The organism is Pseudomonas massiliensis (assembly GCF_000826105.1).
Lineage (GTDB): Bacteria > Pseudomonadota > Gammaproteobacteria > Pseudomonadales > Pseudomonadaceae > Aquipseudomonas > Aquipseudomonas massiliensis.
Genome location: NZ_CCYK01000007.1, coordinates 214,399 through 231,858 on the forward strand (window position 1 = coordinate 214,399; position 17,460 = coordinate 231,858).

General features: G+C 63.1%; 9 protein-coding genes and 3 tRNA genes. 7 read left to right on the forward strand and 5 right to left on the reverse strand.

Going from position 1 to position 17,460, the window contains the following annotated elements; genetic code table 11:
• Nucleotides 1-81 precede the first annotated feature (81 nt).
• Complete coding sequence (locus BN1188_RS11830; RefSeq protein ID WP_040261685.1) at nt 82-1,107, reverse strand: outer membrane protein assembly factor BamD; 1,026 nt, start codon at nt 1,105-1,107, stop codon at nt 82-84.
• 158 nt (nt 1,108-1,265) lie between these two features.
• Between BN1188_RS11830 and rluD the strand changes: the two genes are divergently transcribed.
• The 6 genes from rluD (at nt 1,266) to BN1188_RS11860 (ending at nt 6,155) form a co-directional block, all read left to right on the forward strand.
• Nucleotides 1,266-2,228, forward strand: a complete 963-nt coding sequence (gene rluD, locus BN1188_RS11835; RefSeq protein ID WP_040261686.1) for a 23S rRNA pseudouridine(1911/1915/1917) synthase RluD — start codon at nt 1,266-1,268, stop codon at nt 2,226-2,228.
• A complete protein-coding gene (gene pgeF, locus BN1188_RS11840) occupies nt 2,225-2,974 on the forward strand; it encodes a peptidoglycan editing factor PgeF (RefSeq protein WP_040261687.1) in 750 nt (249 codons plus the stop codon). Before rluD ends, pgeF begins: the two co-directional genes overlap by 4 nt.
• Before the next feature lie 106 nt (nt 2,975-3,080).
• On the forward strand, nt 3,081-5,645 hold the full coding sequence (gene clpB, locus BN1188_RS11845; RefSeq protein WP_040261688.1) for an ATP-dependent chaperone ClpB: 2,565 nt from the start codon (nt 3,081-3,083) through the stop codon (nt 5,643-5,645).
• A 272-nt stretch (nt 5,646-5,917) separates the two neighbouring features.
• Nucleotides 5,918-5,993 (forward strand) — tRNA-Asn (locus BN1188_RS11850).
• A 4-nt stretch (nt 5,994-5,997) separates the two neighbouring features.
• Nucleotides 5,998-6,074 (forward strand) — tRNA-Pro (locus tag BN1188_RS11855).
• A gap of 5 nt (nt 6,075-6,079) precedes the next feature.
• Nucleotides 6,080-6,155: transfer RNA gene (locus BN1188_RS11860), tRNA-Lys, on the forward strand.
• A gap of 104 nt (nt 6,156-6,259) precedes the next feature.
• On the opposite strand, the gene BN1188_RS11865 is transcribed toward BN1188_RS11860, so the two are convergent.
• On the reverse strand, nt 6,260-7,018 hold the full coding sequence (locus BN1188_RS11865; RefSeq protein ID WP_040261689.1) for a sulfite exporter TauE/SafE family protein: 759 nt from the start codon (nt 7,016-7,018) through the stop codon (nt 6,260-6,262).
• A gap of 166 nt (nt 7,019-7,184) precedes the next feature.
• Here BN1188_RS11865 and BN1188_RS11870 point away from each other — a divergent pair, with 166 nt between their 5' ends.
• Nucleotides 7,185-8,909 carry an AMP-binding protein gene (locus BN1188_RS11870; protein ID WP_052469256.1) on the forward strand — a complete coding sequence of 575 codons (1,725 nt, stop codon included), beginning with the start codon at nt 7,185-7,187 and terminating at the stop codon, nt 8,907-8,909.
• 142 nt (nt 8,910-9,051) lie between these two features.
• Here the strand turns inward: BN1188_RS11870 and BN1188_RS11875 are convergent, their stop codons facing one another.
• The 3 genes from BN1188_RS11875 to BN1188_RS11885 all read right to left on the reverse strand — a co-directional run bounded on the left by BN1188_RS11875 (nt 9,052) and on the right by BN1188_RS11885 (nt 17,432).
• On the reverse strand, nt 9,052-14,673 hold the full coding sequence (locus BN1188_RS11875) for a putative Ig domain-containing protein (protein ID WP_040261690.1): 5,622 nt from the start codon (nt 14,671-14,673) through the stop codon (nt 9,052-9,054).
• A 370-nt stretch (nt 14,674-15,043) separates the two neighbouring features.
• Entirely contained in the window at nt 15,044-16,486 is a 1,443-nt protein-coding gene (locus tag BN1188_RS11880; protein WP_040261691.1) for a SulP family inorganic anion transporter, read from the reverse strand.
• 118 nt (nt 16,487-16,604) lie between these two features.
• Complete coding sequence (locus BN1188_RS11885; protein ID WP_040261692.1) at nt 16,605-17,432, reverse strand: NAD-dependent epimerase/dehydratase family protein; 828 nt, start codon at nt 17,430-17,432, stop codon at nt 16,605-16,607.
• Between the last annotated feature and the right edge of the window lie 28 nt (nt 17,433-17,460).

Genomic DNA, 17,460 nt, shown 5'->3' on the forward strand with positions numbered 1-17,460 from the left:
AAGGAGGCGGGTCTGGTAGGCGCCAGCAGCGCTGGCGCCTACCCTCTTGAGCCGAGCCGGGTATCGCCCGGCTCGCAGCGATTAGTCGAAGAGACCGAAGGTCAGGCGACTGAACCAGGAGCGGTGCGGCTTGGGCGCATCGGCCGCGGCGGTTGGCTCGTCGGCACTGCCACCTTCGTCGGCCGGCAGCAGCTCACGCGGGATGTTGTCCTTGGCGTCCTGGTACTGCTTGGTCAGTTCCTGGTTGGCGCGGCTCTCGCTGGGCGGTGGCGGCGTATCGTTGCCGTCGATCAGGCCCAGGGTCGCCTTGGACAGCCAGGAGCGGTTGTCGGCTTCTTCCTTGAGCGGCACGAACTGGCCGTCTTTCAGGCTGGGGTGGTCCGGGTAGTTGTACTTGAGGGTCTGCAGGCTGGATTCGGCCAGGTCGTCCAGGCGCAGGTGCTGATAGGACTCCACCATGACCGCCAGCCCGTCGCCGACGGCCGGGGTTTCCTGGAAGTTCTCCACCACGTAGCGGCCACGGTTGGCCGCGGCCACGTAGGCCTGGCGAGTGATGTAGTAGTGGGCTACATGGATTTCATAGGCGGCCAGCAGGTTGCGCAGGTAGATCATGCGCTGCTTGGCATCCGGGGCATAGCGGCTGTTGGGATAGCGGCTGGTGAGCTGGGCGAATTCGTTGTACGAGTCGCGCGCCGCGCCCGGGTCGCGCTTGGTCATGTCCAGGGGCAGGAAGCGGGCGACGATGCCGCGGTCCTGGTCGAAGGAGGTCAGGCCCTTGAGGTAGTAGGCGTAGTCCACGTTCGGATGCTGCGGGTGCAGGCGAATGAAGCGCTCGGCGGCGGACTTGGCGGCCTCCGGCTCGGCATTCTTGTAGTTGGCGTAGATCAGTTCCAGCTGGGCCTGGTCCGCGTAGCGGCCGAACGGATAACGGGATTCCAGCGCCTTGAGCTTGGCCGTTGCGCTGGTATAGCTGTGGTTGTCCAGGTCGGTCTGCGCCTGCTGGTACAGCTCGACTTCGCTCAGGTTCTCGTCGACCACTTCCTTGTTCGAAGAACAGGCGGCGGTAAGGCCGACGATGGCGATCAGCAGCAGGTGTTTCACTTGCATGGCGGCTTGCGTCCCTTAACGGCCGCTGTCTTGGGCGCGGCCGTCCTGTTATGATGAGCGTCCCGTGAACCTCCGGGACGAAAGACGCCGTATTTAACCACAAGCGCGCAGCCGAAACCAAAGGCTGTGCGGTCGCGCTGTTTCCTGTGTAGCCAAGCATGCCTGAGATCATCCGGCTGACCGCCGAAGTCACCCCCGACCTGGGAGGCCAGCGCCTCGACCAGGTCGCCGCCCAACTGTTCGCGGAGTTTTCCCGCTCGCGGCTCTCCGCCTGGATCAAGGAAGGCCGCCTGACCGTCGACGGGGCCTTGCTGCGGCCGCGAGACGTAGTCCATGGCGGCGCCGTCCTGGCCCTGGAGGCCGAGCAGGAAGCCCAGGGCGAATGGGTTGCCCAGGCCATCGAGCTGGACATCGTTCATGAGGACGACCAGATCCTGGTGATCAACAAGCCCGCCGGGCTGGTGGTCCACCCCGCGGCCGGGCATGCCGACGGCACGCTGCTCAATGCGCTGCTGCACCACGTGCCGGATATCGTCAACGTGCCACGGGCGGGGATCGTCCACCGGCTGGACAAGGACACCACCGGCCTGATGGTGGTGGCCAAGACGCTGCAGGCGCAGACCCACCTGGTTGCCCAGTTGCAGAAGCGCAGCGTCAGCCGCATCTATGAATGCGTGGTGGTGGGCGTCGTGACCGCGGGCGGCAAGATCAACGCGCCCATCGGCCGTCACGGTACCCAGCGCCAGCGCATGGGCGTGATGGACAACGGCAAGCCGGCGGTGAGCCATTACCGCGTGCTGGACCGCTATCGCTCTCATACCCATGTACGGGTGAAGCTGGAAACGGGTCGCACCCACCAGATTCGCGTGCACATGGCCCACGTGGGGTTCCCCCTGGTAGGGGATCCTGTCTATGGCGGCCGCTTCCGTATTCCGCCGGCCGCCAGCCCCAGCCTGGTGGAGGCTCTCAAGACGTTCCCGCGCCAGGCCCTGCATGCCCGCTTCCTCGAGCTGGATCACCCGGTGACCGGTGAACGCATGGGCTGGGAGTCCCCGCTGCCCGATGATTTCGTCTGGCTGACTTCCCTGCTCAAGCAGGACCGCGAGGCCTTCGTCGGATGACCAACCTGGCCGGCAGCCTGCTTCTGCCGGACTGGCCGGCGCCTGCCCAGGTCCGTGCCTGCGTCACCACGCGGGCCGGTGGGGTCAGCCAGGGGGCCTATGCCCAGCTCAACCTGGGCGACCATGTTGGAGATGACCTCGCCGCGGTTACGGAGAACCGTCGTCGCTTGAGTGAACTGTGTGGCGTTCGCCCAGCCTGGCTGCGCCAGGTGCATGGGGTGAACGTGGTGGAGGCGCACCCGGGCAAGCAGCCTGAGGCCGATGCCAGTTGGTCGGCTACGCCAGGCGTGGCGTGCACGGTGATGACCGCCGATTGTCTTCCCGCGCTCTTCACTGATCGGGCCGGCACCCGGGTTGCCGCCGCGCATGCCGGCTGGCGCGGATTGGCCAATGGCGTGCTCGAAGCCACGGCCGCCAGCTTGGGGGTTCCCGCGCAAGAGATCCTGGTCTGGCTGGGCCCCGCCATCGGGCCGGCCGCCTTCGAAGTGGGCGAAGAAGTGCGCGATGCCTTCACTGTTCGCCATCCCGCCGCGCACTCGGCCTTCAGGCCTGGCACCAGGCCCGGCAAGTTGATGGCCGACATCTATGCCCTGGCACGCCTGCGTCTGGCGGCCGTTGGCGTACAGGCCGTCTATGGCGGCGGCCTGTGCACCGTCGGTGACGAGCGCTGGTTCTCCTATCGGCGTGCCTCCTGCACTGGCCGCTTCGCCTCCCTGGTTTGGCTGGAGCCAACCCCTTCTGCTTGAATCTTGAACAATCGCCCCTATCTAAGCGGTATCTCGGGCAGGTTGTCTCGTCATCTATACGGAGCCGGTTATCGCTCCGGCCTGCCTCTCAAAGGAAGGTATATCCATGCGTATAGACCGTTTGACCAGCAAGCTGCAGTTGGCGCTGTCGGACTCCCAGTCCCTGGCCGTGGGGCTGGACCATCCTGCCATCGAGCCGGCTCACCTGTTGCAGGCACTGATCGACCAGCAGGGCGGCTCCATCAAGCCGCTGCTGATGCAGGTGGGCTTCGATGTGGCCAGCCTGCGCAAAGAACTGACCAAGGAGCTGGACCGGCTCCCGAAGATCCAGAACCCCACGGGTGACGTGAACATGTCGCCAGACATGGCGCGCCTCTTGAATCAGGCCGATCGCTTGGCCCAGCAGAAGGGTGACCAGTTCATCTCCAGCGAGCTGGTGCTGCTGGCCGCGATGGATGAAAACACCAAGGTCGGCAAGCTGCTATTGGCCCAGGGCGTCAGCAAGAAGGCGCTGGAGAATGCCATCAACAACCTGCGTGGTGGCGAGGCGGTCAATGACCCAAACGCTGAGGAATCGCGCAAGGCCCTGGAAAAATACACTGTCGACCTGACCCGTCGCGCCGAAGAAGGCAAGCTGGACCCGGTGATCGGCCGTGACGACGAAATCCGGCGCACGGTGCAGGTCCTGCAGCGGCGCACCAAGAACAACCCGGTGCTGATCGGCGAGCCTGGCGTGGGTAAGACCGCCATCGCCGAGGGGCTGGCCCAGCGCATCATCAACGGCGAAGTGCCCGATGGGCTCAAGGGCAAGCGGCTGTTGTCCCTGGACATGGGCTCGCTGATCGCCGGCGCGAAGTTCCGCGGAGAGTTCGAGGAGCGGCTCAAGGCTGTGCTCAATGAACTGAGCAAGCAGGAAGGGCAGGTGATCCTGTTCATCGATGAGCTGCATACCATGGTGGGCGCCGGCAAGGGCGAGGGCTCCATGGATGCGGGCAACATGCTCAAGCCGGCCCTGGCTCGGGGCGAGCTGCACTGCGTCGGCGCCACTACGCTGAACGAGTACCGCCAGTACATTGAAAAGGACGCGGCGCTGGAGCGGCGTTTCCAGAAGGTATTGGTCGACGAGCCCAGCGAGGAAGACACCATCGCCATCCTGCGCGGCCTCAAGGAGCGTTATGAGGTTCACCACAAGGTGGCCATCACCGATGGCGCGATCATCGCCGCGGCCAAGCTGAGCCATCGCTACATCACAGACCGTCAGTTGCCCGACAAGGCCATCGACCTGATCGACGAAGCGGCCAGCCGCATCCGCATGGAGATCGACTCCAAGCCGGAGCAGCTCGACCGTCTGGAGCGTCGCCTGATCCAGCTCAAGGTGGAATCCCAGGCGCTGAAGAAAGAAGAAGACGAGGCTGCGCGCAAGCGCCTGGAAAAGCTCACCGAAGACATCGCTCGGCTGGAGCGTGAATACGCGGACCTCGAAGAAGTGTGGGTGTCGGAGAAGGCCGAGGTTCAAGGCTCCGCGCAGATCCAGCAGAAAATCGAACAGTCTCGCCAGGAACTGGAAGCCGCGCGTCGCCGTGGCGATCTCAGCCGCATGGCCGAGCTGCAGTACGGAGTGATTCCGGACCTGGAGCGCAGCCTGCAGATGGTCGACCAGCACGGCAAGCCGGAAAACCAGCTGCTGCGCAGCAAGGTCACCGAGGAAGAGATCGCCGAGGTGGTGTCCAAGTGGACCGGCATCCCCGTGGCCAAGATGCTCGAGGGCGAACGCGAGAAGCTGCTGAAGATGGAAAGCCTCCTGCACCAGCGCGTGATCGGCCAGGACGAAGCCGTGGTGGCCGTGGCCAACGCGGTGCGTCGCTCGCGGGCTGGCCTGGCGGACCCGAATCGCCCCAGTGGCTCGTTCATGTTCCTGGGCCCCACCGGCGTGGGCAAGACCGAGCTGTGCAAGGCCTTGGCGGAGTTTCTCTTCGATACCGAAGAAGCCATGGTGCGAATCGACATGTCCGAATTCATGGAGAAACACTCCGTGGCCCGCCTGATCGGGGCGCCGCCCGGATACGTCGGTTACGAGGAGGGCGGCTACCTGACCGAAGCGGTACGTCGCAAGCCGTATTCCGTCGTGCTGCTCGACGAAGTGGAAAAGGCGCATCCGGATGTGTTCAACATCCTGCTGCAGGTACTGGAAGACGGCCGCCTGACCGACAGCCATGGCCGTACCGTGGACTTCCGCAACACCGTGGTGGTGATGACGTCCAACCTGGGCTCGGCGCGTATCCAGGAGCTGGTAGGGGATCGCGAAGCCCAGCGGGCTGCGGTCATGGACGCGCTCGGTTCGCACTTCCGTCCGGAATTCATCAACCGTGTGGACGAAGTGGTGATCTTCGAGCCTCTCGGGCGTGAACAGATCGCCGGCATCACGCAGATCCAGCTGGGCCGGCTGCGTAGCCGCCTGGCGGAGCGGGAGCTGACCCTGGAGCTGAGCGCCGAGGCCCTGGACAAGCTGATCGCCGTGGGCTACGACCCTGTGTATGGCGCGCGGCCGCTCAAACGCGCCATTCAGCGCTGGATCGAGAACCCGCTGGCGCAGCTGATTCTCAGCGGGGCCTTCCTGCCGGGCAGCTCGATCCAGGCCAAGGTCAGCGGCGAGGAGATCGTTTTCGCCTGATCGCACGCCGGTGGGTACAAAGGCTTGCACCCACCGGCAATGTTATATATCATGCGCCCCGCTTGAGTCGCCCATGGGTGAGCCGGTTTCTACCGGCGGTAGAAAGGAGTTGGAAATCAGCACCTTACTGCTAAAACAGGGGTTGACAAGGCGAAACGAAGGTGTAGAATGGCGCGCCTCAGACAAGCGAACGTAATAAGCGAGACGCTAGCTGGGATGAAGGCCAAGCCCTTCGGTAGTAATGATGTAAAGGCAATACCGTTGTATGTAGTTCCGCGATAGCTCAGTCGGTAGAGCAAATGACTGTTAATCATTGGGTCCCTGGTTCGAGTCCAGGTCGCGGAGCCAACTTCGGGGTGTAGCGCAGTCCGGTAGCGCGCCTGCTTTGGGAGCAGGATGTCAGGAGTTCGAATCCCCTCACCCCGACCATTTTTGGGTCGTTAGCTCAGTTGGTAGAGCAGTTGGCTTTTAACCAATTGGTCGTAGGTTCGAATCCTACACGACCCACCATATAGAAAAAGGCACCCAATAGGGTGCCTTTTTTTTTCGAGTTGTTGGAGGCAGCTCAGCTGCCGAATGGCCTGCACATCGGCCACCCCGCCAGCCGCATGCGCCTACGCCGCTGCGAAATATCGAACCAGCAACATTATTCCGGACGCCAGCACCACCAGGTTGATGACCCGAATGAACTGTTCCCGGGACATCTTCAGAGTGATACGTCTGCCAATGGCGGTACCGGCCAGCATGCCGGGGGCGAGCAGCAGGGCGAGCCATAGCAGGCTGGTGTCCAGGTACACCCCGGCCAGTGCGAAGAGCACGACTCGGGTGAAGGTGCTGAAACCGATGAGCGTGGTTTGCGTCAGCCGGATGGATGTTTTGTCGGCGATGCGCCCGGTCAGGTAAATGATGTACACGAACCCACCGCTGCCGAACAGCGCGCTGAACACTCCACCAACGGCACCGAAAGGCAGCGCCGCGGCGGGGCTGAATTGGTGCTGGGGACGCACTCCGCTCAACGAGTAGAGGGCATAGCCGACCACGAAGACGCCCAGGCCCAGCAACAACACATCAGGGCGTGTGTTCAGGAGAATGGCCGCGCCAATCAGACTGCCGGCTACCATCAATGGCAACAGTCGGCGAAGCTCCTGCCAGTTCGCCTTGCGTCCGTCCCGGCCTACGTTGACCGCCGCCGCGCAAAAGTCCAGCAGGGCCAGCAGGGGAACGATCTTTGAAACAGGTACATAGAACGCCAGCACTGGGCTGACTACCAATGCCGTGCCGAAGCCGACAATGCCGAAGATGACATAGCCTACCGCCAAGGTCGCGAAAATGATCAGGTAAGCCGAGAGGCTCAGCCCCGTGAAGTCGAACATGTCAGTGCTCCATGCAAAAAGAGCGGCCTCGTGGCCGCCTGAAGCCTGACACCTTAAGTCGCCCGGCCGGTTTTTTACATATCCAACCGGCCTTTTTGCGCAAAGCTCCTTTCAGGGCCATCTGCCTATACTCAGCGTAACCACAACAACAAGAACAGGTTCGTTCATGGACGCTCCCACTCGGCTATCGCCACGGCAGGCTTCGGCCGCTGCCTTTCTCCAAGCGCGTGACCTCCTGCTGCGGCACCGCACCGACTATGCCGCCGCCATTCGGGAGTTCCAATGGCCCCGGTTGGATCGTTTCAATTGGGCGCTGGACTATTTCGATGACATGGCCAGGGGCAACACCGCCCCGGCGCTGCTGATCGCCCGCGAAAAAGGCGAGCAGGAGTGTTATTCCTTCGAGCAGATGCGGGCGCGCTCCAACCAGGTGGCCAATTACCTACGTGCCTTGGGCGTAAAGCGCGGCGAACGCCTCTTGCTGATGCTGGGCAACGAGGTTGCCTTGTGGGAGTTGATGCTGGCGGCCGCCAAGCTGGGCGCCGTGGTGGTTCCGGCCACCGCCTTGCTGACCTGCGAAGACCTGGCTGATCGGCTTGAGCGCGGGCGTATACGGCATATCGTGGCGAACCCGGCCAACCTGCACAAGTTCGCCGAACTGGGCCTAGGCTGCACACGCATAGTTGCCGGCGGCAGCGCGCCGGGTTGGGAGCCATTGGCCCAGGCTTATGTGCTGAGCACCGAGTTCGCTCCGTCGGGCCAGACCCAGGCCTGCGACCCGCTGCTGCTGTACTTCACCTCCGGCACTACCTCCAAGCCGAAAATGGTGCTGCACAGCCACCAAAGCTACCCGGTAGGCCACTTGTCTACCCTGTACTGGATCGGGCTGCTGCCAGGCGACATGCACCTGAATATCTCCTCACCCGGCTGGGCCAAGCACGCCTGGAGCTCGTTCTTCGCGCCCTGGAATGCCGGCGCCTGCGTCTTTATCCACAACGTGGAGCGATTCAGCGCCAAGGGCTTGCTGGACGTGTTGCAGGCCTACCCGGTGACCAGCCTTTGCGCGCCGCCGACGGTATGGCGAATGCTGATCCAGGAAGACCTGGCCAAGGTGCGCCCGCGCCTGAGCTTGCGCGAGCTGGTCGGGGCGGGCGAACCCCTGAACCCGGAAATTCTCGAACAGGTGTACGCGGCCTGGGGGCTTTGGCTGCGCGATGGCTTTGGCCAGTCCGAAACCACGGCGATCATCGGCAACACTCCTGGTCAATTGCTCAAGCCTGGATCAATGGGCCGGCCATTGCCCGGGTATCGCTTGGCACTGCTCGATGGCGAGGGCCGGCCGGCCCAGGAAGGAGAGGTGGCCCTGCCGCTGCAGCCCGCGCCCCTGGGCCTGATGCTGGGCTATGCCGATGACCCTCAGAAAACGGCTCAAGCCATGCGGGATGGCTACTATCGCACGGGCGATACCGCGCAGCATGACGCAGACGGCTATGTGACCTTCGTGGGCCGCGCCGATGACGTATTCAAATCGTCCGACTACCGCATCAGCCCATTCGAGCTGGAGAGTGCCTTGATCGAACATCCGGCGGTGGTGGAGGTAGCCGTGGTGCCCAGCCCGGACCCGCTGCGGTTGAATGTGCCCAAGGCGTTCTTGATCCTGGCGCCCGGTTATGATGGCGATGCCGCCCTGGCCCGGGCCCTGTTCACCTTCTTGCGAGGTCAGTTGGCGCCTTACAAGCGGGTGCGCCGGATCGAGTTCGTGAGCGAGCTGCCCAAGACCATATCCGGGAAAATCAGGCGGGTGGAACTGCGCCAGCGCGAGCTGACCCTGGATGCCCAGGGCCGCAGCCCCTTGGCGTTCCATGAGGAAGATTTCGTTCAAGGCTTGTAGAAGCCAACGAAGCTGGCCCTATGCGCTAAAAGCTTCGATGCCAGGCAGCCCACTGCAATGGGGATCTGCGGTGGGAGGCAGCGGAGCTGGCGAAGCCCCGCAATAGGAGGTCGATCCGCCAGGCTCGCTGTTCCCGTTTTCCTTACGCCGTGAAGTCGCTCTGATGCAGCTCCTTCACCCCGACCAGCTGGATTTCGAACTCGGCGCTGGCATCGGCGTTAACGCTGCCGTACAGGATGCCGTTCTCGAAGCGCAGCTGGCCAGCAGCGTTGGTGCTGTCAAAGGCCTGGGTACCGATGAAGGTGAACTGTTCCTTGGCGTCTGGAGTAGAGATATCGGCATCCAGCCCGGTCAGGTCGATCTTGTCTCCTTCGGAGGTCTTGAAGCCCAGGATCAGGTCGCGCAGGTCGCCCAGGCCCAGGTCCGACAAGGCCGCGAACTGGTAGGTATCCGCCCCTGTCCCGCCGGTGAGGGAATCGGTGCCGACGCCGCCGATCAGGGTGTCGTCGCCACCGCCGCCAACCAGCACGTCATTGCCCGCGCCACCATTGATCACGTTGGCCGCGCTGCTGCCAGTCAGGTTGTCGGCGAACTGGCTGCCTGTGACATTCTCGATGTACTTGAGCGTGTCCAGGCCCGAACCGAGGGTGTCCTGCTGGGCGCTGGTGTTCAGCGCAAGGGTCACTCCGGCGAGCGAATAGACATAGGACGCCGTATCCACCCCGGCGCGGCCATCGAGCAGGTTATCGCCGCTACCGGCATAGAGGATGTTGTCCAGGCCATTGCCGATGGCGTTGGCGGCGCCGTCGGTATTGATCACCATGTTTTCCACATTGCTGGCCAGGGTGTAGCTGGCCAGGCTGCTGTAGATGGTGTCCGTACCGCCGATGGTGCTGTCGCTGTCCTTTTCGACCACGGTATCGTCGATGTTGTCGACGTAATAGGTGTCCGAACCGTTGCCGCCGGTCATGCTGTCGGCCCCTTCCTTGCCGTCGAGGACGTTGGCCGCGTCGTTACCGGTAATGAAATTGCGCAGCGCGTTACCGGTGCCGTCGATGGCCGAGTAGCCGGTCAAGACCAGGTATTCGACATTGGCGCCCAGGGTCCAGCTTACCGAAGCCTCGACCGTGTCGATCTGGGTGGCCGCATCGTTGGTTTCGATGACAACATCGTTGGGGTTGTCCACGATGTAGACGTCCTTGCCATCGCCACCATTGAGGGTGTCGGCGCCCAGGTCGCCATCGAGGGTATCGTCATAGGCGCTGCCGACCAGGGTGTCATCCTGGTCCGTCCCGAGGATGTAGCCGCCTTTCTGGCTGGCCACCTCGTCGTACACGTCCTCGGCGGTGCGGTTGTCGGTAGCGTCGCCCTGGTAGCCCAGGTCATCGGCAATGTAGTCCGCCAGGCGCTGACCCACGATCTCGGCGCTTTCTTCGTGCAGGTGCCAGACATCGTCCGGGTAAGTGACCGGGTCCGCTTCTTCACGCAGGGGCAGGTCGGTGTAGTCTACGGCCAGGTCTACGTCGGCGCGCTCGGCGGCGATGGCTTCCTGCACGGCGCGCACGGCGACAACGCCTTGCTGGATGCTGGCGATCTTCGCTTCGTCGTAGCCGCGTACCCGCGCGGCATCGGCGTCGTAGTGACCGGTTTCCATCATGTAGACCTTGAAGTCTCCCAGCTGCTCATGCAGGTAGTCGAACACCTTGAGCGTCGATGCCTTGTACAGCTCGGCCTGGGCAGCCGGGTCGGCGGCGCGGGCGATCTCCTGGGCGGCTTCTTCACCCTGGCCCCAGACGATGCCCATGGTCACGTTGTCGATGGCCTTGAGCGACGCCAGCTGCTCCTGCAGCAGTGATACCGCGCGCAGCAGCGCCGGGCCGGGCTGGTCGGTATCGGTCAGCCACCAGGACAGGCGCAATTCTTCCGCAGTGCCGGTAGACAGGCCGCACACGGTGCTGCCCCCGACGGCGACGTCGATGCCGTTGCCATCGGCATCGGTGAATTGGCTGCGAACGTCATAGTCCGTGTATTTGGCCAGGTCGTTGACCATCTCGGTGATGCCGGACTGGTCGTCGTCCTCGGTCATGCGCAGCAGGCGGGCGTTGGACTGGCCCAGGGTCGGCAGGAACAGGATGTCCTGCTGGGCACGCTCGGCGAAGACGAAGTCGTCGGCGGTGAGGGTGTCGGCATAGTTGCCCTGCAAGGCGATCTCGAAGCGGTTGCCTTGGTCGTCGGCCTCGGCGGACTTGATGTAGGTCTTGGTGCCGTCGCTGTTGGTGGTGATGTACAGCGTGTGGTTTTCACCGCTGCCCAGGCCGAGGAAGCCCAGGGCGCTGACGTCGATCTTGTCCACGCCAACGGTGAAATCGGTAATGGTGTCCGTTGCCGTGACGCCGCCGGTGTCATAGTCGCGATAGCTATCGCTCAGCGCGCTATAGCGGAAGCTGTCGGCGCCGGCGCCACCGGTGAGCGTGTCGCGGCCCGCGCCGCCATCCAGCACGTCATGGCCGCCATTGCCCTTGAGCACATCGGCGCCGTCCAGGCCCAGGATAAGGTCGTCGTGCTCGGTGCCCGCTAGCGTTTCGCTGGCGTCGGTGCCGGTCAGGGTAACGGGTGGCGCGTTGGCCACGGTCAGGGCGAACACGTCACTGGCCGAGGCGCCGCGTGGGTCGGTGGCGGTTACCAGGAAGTTGTAGGTGCCGGCGGCGAGGTCATCCGGAACGCCGCTGAAGGTCAGGGTGCTCGGGTCGAAGGTCAGCCAGGCAGGCAAGGGCGAGCCATCCTGCAGGGTGGCGGTATAGGTCAGGGCCTCGTTGTCGGCATCGGTGAAGGCGCTGCGCGATAGGGTATAGCTGTAGGGCGTGTTCTCGGTGGCCGTGCTGTCCAGCAACGGGTCGGTCACCACTGGCGCATGGTTTACCGGTGGGGTTTCCGAGGCGAACACGAAGTTGGCGGCAGTGAGCGTGTTCAGGTAATTGCCTTGCAGCGCCAGTTCGAAGCGGTTGCCGTTGGCGTCGGCATCGCGGTCCTTGATGTAGGTACGGTTGGTGCTGGCGTTATAGGAGATGTTCAGCGTGCCACCGTAGCCGGTCCCCAGGCCGCTGAAGCCCAGTGCGGAGAGGTCGATCCTGTCTACGCTGACGTCGAAGTCAGTGATCAGGTCCGTGGCGCTGGTGGTGTCGGTGCGGTAGCTGTCCAGCACCGCCGTGTAACGGAACACGTCCGCGCCCGCGCCACCGGTAAGCTTGTCCGCGCCAGAGCCGCCTACCAACAGGTCGTTGCCGCCGCCGGCGTTGATCGTATCGTTGCCGTCGAGGCCGAGGAGTTGCTCGATGGCATCGGTACCCGTGAGCGTGTCCTTGCCGGAGGTGCCGTTGTACACGCCATTGTTTTCCGGCACGTCCTGTACCGCGAGGTTGAAGGTGTCGCTGACCGTGCCGCCCTTGCCGTCGTCGGCGGTGACCACCACGTCGAAGCTACCAGCGGCGCTGCTGTCTGGCGTACCGCTGAAGGTACGGGTAGCGGGGTCGAAGGTCAGCCAGCTGGGCAGGGCACTGCCGTCGGCCATCCTGGCCGAATAGCCAAGGGTATCGTTGTCGGCATCGCTGAAGCTGGTTTCAGGCACAACATAGAAGAAGGGCGTGTTTTCGCTGGCACTTTTATCGGCCAGGGGAAGGGCCACAACGGGCGCATGGTTCACAGGAGTCACCGTACTAAAGACAAAATTCCCGGCGGTCAGGCTGGTAGTGTAGTTGCCGTTCAAGGCGATTTCGAAGCGGTTGCCGGAGGCATCCGGCTCGAGCGATTTGATATAGGTCTTGGTTCCCGCGCTGTTGAGGGTCAGGTATACGGTGCCGTTGCGACCATCGCCCAGACCAGTGATACCCAGCTCGGAGAGGTCGATCTTGTCGCTGGCCACGTCGAAGTCTGTGATCAGGTCCGTCACCGTGGCGCCACCGGTGTTGTAGTTGCGGTAGCTGTCCAGGCGGCTGGCGTACACGAAGGTATCGGCGCCCGCGCCGCCGGTCAGGGTGTCGGCCTCGGCGCCACCGTTGATCAGGTCATTTCCGCCGCCGCCGTTGAGCGTGTCTTCACCGGCCAGGCCGTTGAGGGTATCGGTGCCGCTGGTACCGGTGAGGGTGTCGCTGCCACTGGTGCCGTCCAGCACCCGCTGGAACACGAAGTTGCTCGCCGTCAGGGTGTTCGCCAGGTTGCCCTCGAGCACCAGCTCGAAGCGGTTGCCGCTGGCGTCGGCTTCATAGCTCTTGATGTAGGTGCGATTGGTGCTGCTGTTGTATTGCACCAGCAGGGTGCCGTTGTTGCCGTCGCCCAAGCCACTGAAGCCCAGGTCCGCAAGGTCGATCTTGTCGGTGGCCACGTCGAAGTCGGTAATGAGGTCGCTGGCCGAGGCACTGGTGGTGCGGTAACTGTCGGTCAGGGCCGTGAAGCGGAAGGTGTCGGCACCGGCGCCGCCGGTCAGCTTGTCTACCCCGGCGCCACCTATCAGGATGTCGTCGCCTGCTCCTGCATTGATCACGTCCTTGCCGGCACCGGCCAGGAGCAATTCGTTGCTGGCCGTGCCATTGAGGGTGTCTGCCCCACTGGTGCCTTCGATCGTGTAGGTAGGCAGGGTGCCGCCTACGTAGCTGCCGTCGCCGTAGGTCAGGGTGGCGCCCTTGGTGGTGTTGGTGATGTCATTGCCCACGATGACGTTGCGGTCAGTGCCGTCCTCGTCACGCTCGGCCACGCCATAGGTGGAGTTGGCGCCGCCGGTGATGGTGTTGTCGATGATCTGGTTGTCGCTGCCAGGGAAGAACTTGCCGGAAACACCAGTGGTGTCGTCGTAGCTCTGGATGACCACTTCCGGCACCGGCGCATTGAGCCCATTGTTCGTCAGGGTGTTGCCGGTCACGGTCACGCCGGTGCTGCCGTAGATACGCACGCCTGCGCCGCCGTTGTCATGAATGTCTACGCCGCTGACGGTGACATCGCTGGAGAGCTTGACCAGCACGCCCTCGGCGCCGTTGTCGTAGACGCTGCCGCCTTCGATAGTGATGTCGTAGGGCGAGGGAATGTCCTCACTGCCGCGTTGCACCACGATGCCGTTGCCACCATTGCCGTAGGCCACGTTGCCGGTCATGGTGAAGTCGTTCGTACTGGTGACGATGTTGAACCCGTGGCGGTCGTTGTCATAGGCCACGTTGTTCACATACTTGGTGTCGATCATGTAGTCCGCCACGAAGCCGTCCAGGCCGTTGCCGTGGGAGACACAGTTCTCGATCAGCATGTTGATGGTCTGCTCGTGCGGGTCGAAGCCATACCCTGAGCAGTTCATGATTTCCACCCCGCTGAGGGTGACATTGCTGTCGTGACCGTCCTGGCCTGGAATATAGCCATTGAACCAGCCGTCGATCTTGCCGGTGGTATTGTCGCGGTTACCGTCGATGGTCAGGTTGCTCAGGCCGAAGTCATGGGTTTCCTCGCCATAGGCCGAGCGGATCACGCCGGTGATCTTGGTATCGCTGCCATCGGCCACCTTGACCGTGGTCTTGCCCGCGCCTTCGCCTTCCATGTACACGTTGCTCTTGAGCATCAGGCAACCGTCGGAAGGCTCTTCCCCAGCCGAAACGATGTAGGTGCCGCTAGGCACGAATACAGTGCCGCCGCCCGCGGCAGCCGCGGCGTCGATAGCCGCTTGCATGGCCGCGGTATCGTCCGTGACTCCGTCGCCGACAGCGCCAAAATCCTTTACATTGAAAATCATGAGGTTGCTCCGGTCCTGGGAAGGAATAAGGCGGCGATGCCAAGAAGTCAGCGCCTAGTGCCGAAGTTGTATGACACAGTTCGCAGAAATCGATCCTTCCTTCCATCGACAGGCGTCAATCCATCCACTTAACAGGGTGAATCCGTCATTTTTACGTCGAAGAAGGTGCGCCATGCCCCTGTAAGCGCTCTGTTACGAGGCGTATCGTCAAAAAAACAATAGCTTGCTGATTATTTTTTGGCGTTTGTGTCGGCGGTGCGGAGAGGACAACAGCTTGGCTGGGAGTGGCTCGAATGAGCGCCAATGCCTGAGGGAGAGCCTTCGCTCGCTTCGCAGGCTCCCGTAATCGGGAGCCTGGATTACCCGGGGGTCAGGAAGCGCTGACGCCGGCTCGATTTAGCAGAGCGTCGCAACGCGGAGAGAGGTTTGTCAGAGACATGTCGCGGCCTTGGCTGCGATAGCGGGTCAACAGTGCTTCAAGGGCGGCGATGCCTGAGTGGTCCGCCACTCTGAGGTCCGTGCAGTCGACCAGCACGCTCATGGGGTCGGATGCAGGCTCGAACAGCGCCTGGAACTGTGTGGTGGATGCGAAGAAGAGCGTGCCATGCACGCGATAGCGGCGCTGGCCTCCTTCATCGACAAATTCACCCCGAATCTCATGGGCATGCTGCCAGGCGAAACTCAGGGCAGCGATGATCACACCACAGAGCACCGCCGTCGCCAGGTCGGTGAACACCGTGATCAAGGTCACAGCGACCACCACCAGCGCATCCTGCCGCGGAATCTTGCCCAGTACGCGCAACGAGCCCCAGGCAAAGGTTTGCTGAGCAACCACGAACATCACTCCCACCAACGCAGCCAAGGGAATGCGCTCGATCCAGGGCGACAGGAACAGGATGAACATCAGCATCATGATGCCGCTGACCACCCCAGACAGTCGGCCACGGCCACCAGAAGACAGGTTGATCATGGTCTGGCCGATCATGGCGCAGCCACCCATCCCGCCAAACAGGCCGGACGTCAGATTGGCCACGCCCAGGGCCACACACTCGCGGTTTGGCTGGCCGCGGGTTTCGGTGATTTCATCTGTCAGGTTCAGCGTGAGCAAGGTTTCCAACAGGCCGACCGAGGCCATCAGTACCGCGTAGGGTAAGATGATGCGCAGGGTTTCCAGGGTCCAGGGCACCTGAGGTAGTTGCCACTGCGGTAGGCCGCCGGCGATGTGGGCCATGTCGCCAAGGGTTCGCGTCGGTAGCTCCAGCGCGTAGGCCAGCACCCCAACCCCCAGGATGGCCACCAGGGCGGGAGGTACCGCCCGGGTGAGGCGTGGTAGCAGCCAGACGATCACCATGGTCAGGCCCACCAGCCCCAGCATCACCCATAGCGCAGTACCTTGCAGCCAATGCTCGCCTTTCTTGAAGTGTTCCAGCTGGGCCAGGGCGATGACGATGGCCAGCCCGTTGACGAAGCCGAGCATGACCGGGTGCGGCACCATGCGGATCAGTTTGCCCAGGCGCAGCGCGCCGAACACCATCATCAGCAGGCCGCCCAGCACCACTGTGGCCAGCAGATACTGCACGCCGTGCTGCACCACCAAGGCCACGATCACCACCGCCATGGAGCCGGCGGCCCCGGAAATCATGCCGGGACGCCCACCGAACAAGGCGGTGATGGTGCAAATGAAGAAGGCGCCGTAGAGGCCCATCAATGGATTAAGGTGCGCCACCAGGGCGAAAGCGATGCATTCGGGCACCAGGGCGAAGGCCGTGGTGAGCCCGGCGAGGGCATCGCGGCGGAGAGTGGTAAACGTCATAAAACCTCAGGCACTGGAAACACAAAGCCCCGGCACGCCGCTGGGGTGGCAGCGACGGGTCGGGGCTTTTATTGGAATGCGGGCAATATAAGGAATGACGCCTGCCTTGACCAGCGGCTCAGCCTTCGAAGGGGCCGGCGGCGACGAAGGCTCCGCCCTGGTAGTGCCGCACGGGGTCATCCGCGGCCAGCGGTGGCAGTGCCTCGATGGTGGCGCGCCAGGGTTCCGAGCTGTCCTTGGGGGCATAGCCGAGGTGGGCGGCGTAGCGGTTGTCCCACCACAGGTTTCGATTCGCCGAGGCGCCATAGACGATGGTATGGCCGACCTGTTCAGTGAACAGGCCGCGTTCTACCAGTTGCACCAGGTCGTCGTAGCTGAGCCAGGTGTCGAGCATGCGAACGTTCTGGGGTTCGGGAAAGGACGAGCCTATGCGGATGCTTACCGTCTCGATGCCGTAGCGATCGTAATAGAAGGTGGCCATGTCTTCGCCGAATGCCTTGGACAAACCGTAGTAGCTGTCCGGGCGAGGTGGGCTGAGGCCGTCGAGGCGGTCGCTCTGGCGATAGAAACCGATCACATGGTTGGAACTGGCGAAGATCACGCGTTTCACCCCGTGACGGCGGGCGGCTTCGTAAAGGTGGAAGACGCCGCAGATGTTCGCCCCCAGGATGGTTTCGAACGCATGCTCGGTGGAGACCCCGCCAAAATGGAGAATGGCATCGCAGCCTTCGACCAGCCGGTCCACTCCCGCCTTGTCCGCCAGGTCGCAGGTAACCACTTCTTCGAAGCTTCCCTCGGCGGGAGCCATCTCGCTGATGTCAGACAGCCGCACCTGACGGGCGAAAGGGCGAACGCGGGGACGGAGCACTTGGCCAAGCCCTCCGGCGGCTCCTGTCAAGAGGATGCGGTTGAAGGGTTGCCTTTCTATTGCGTCGAATTCCGCCATGAGCTGCCACTCTCGGGTTGTTATTTTT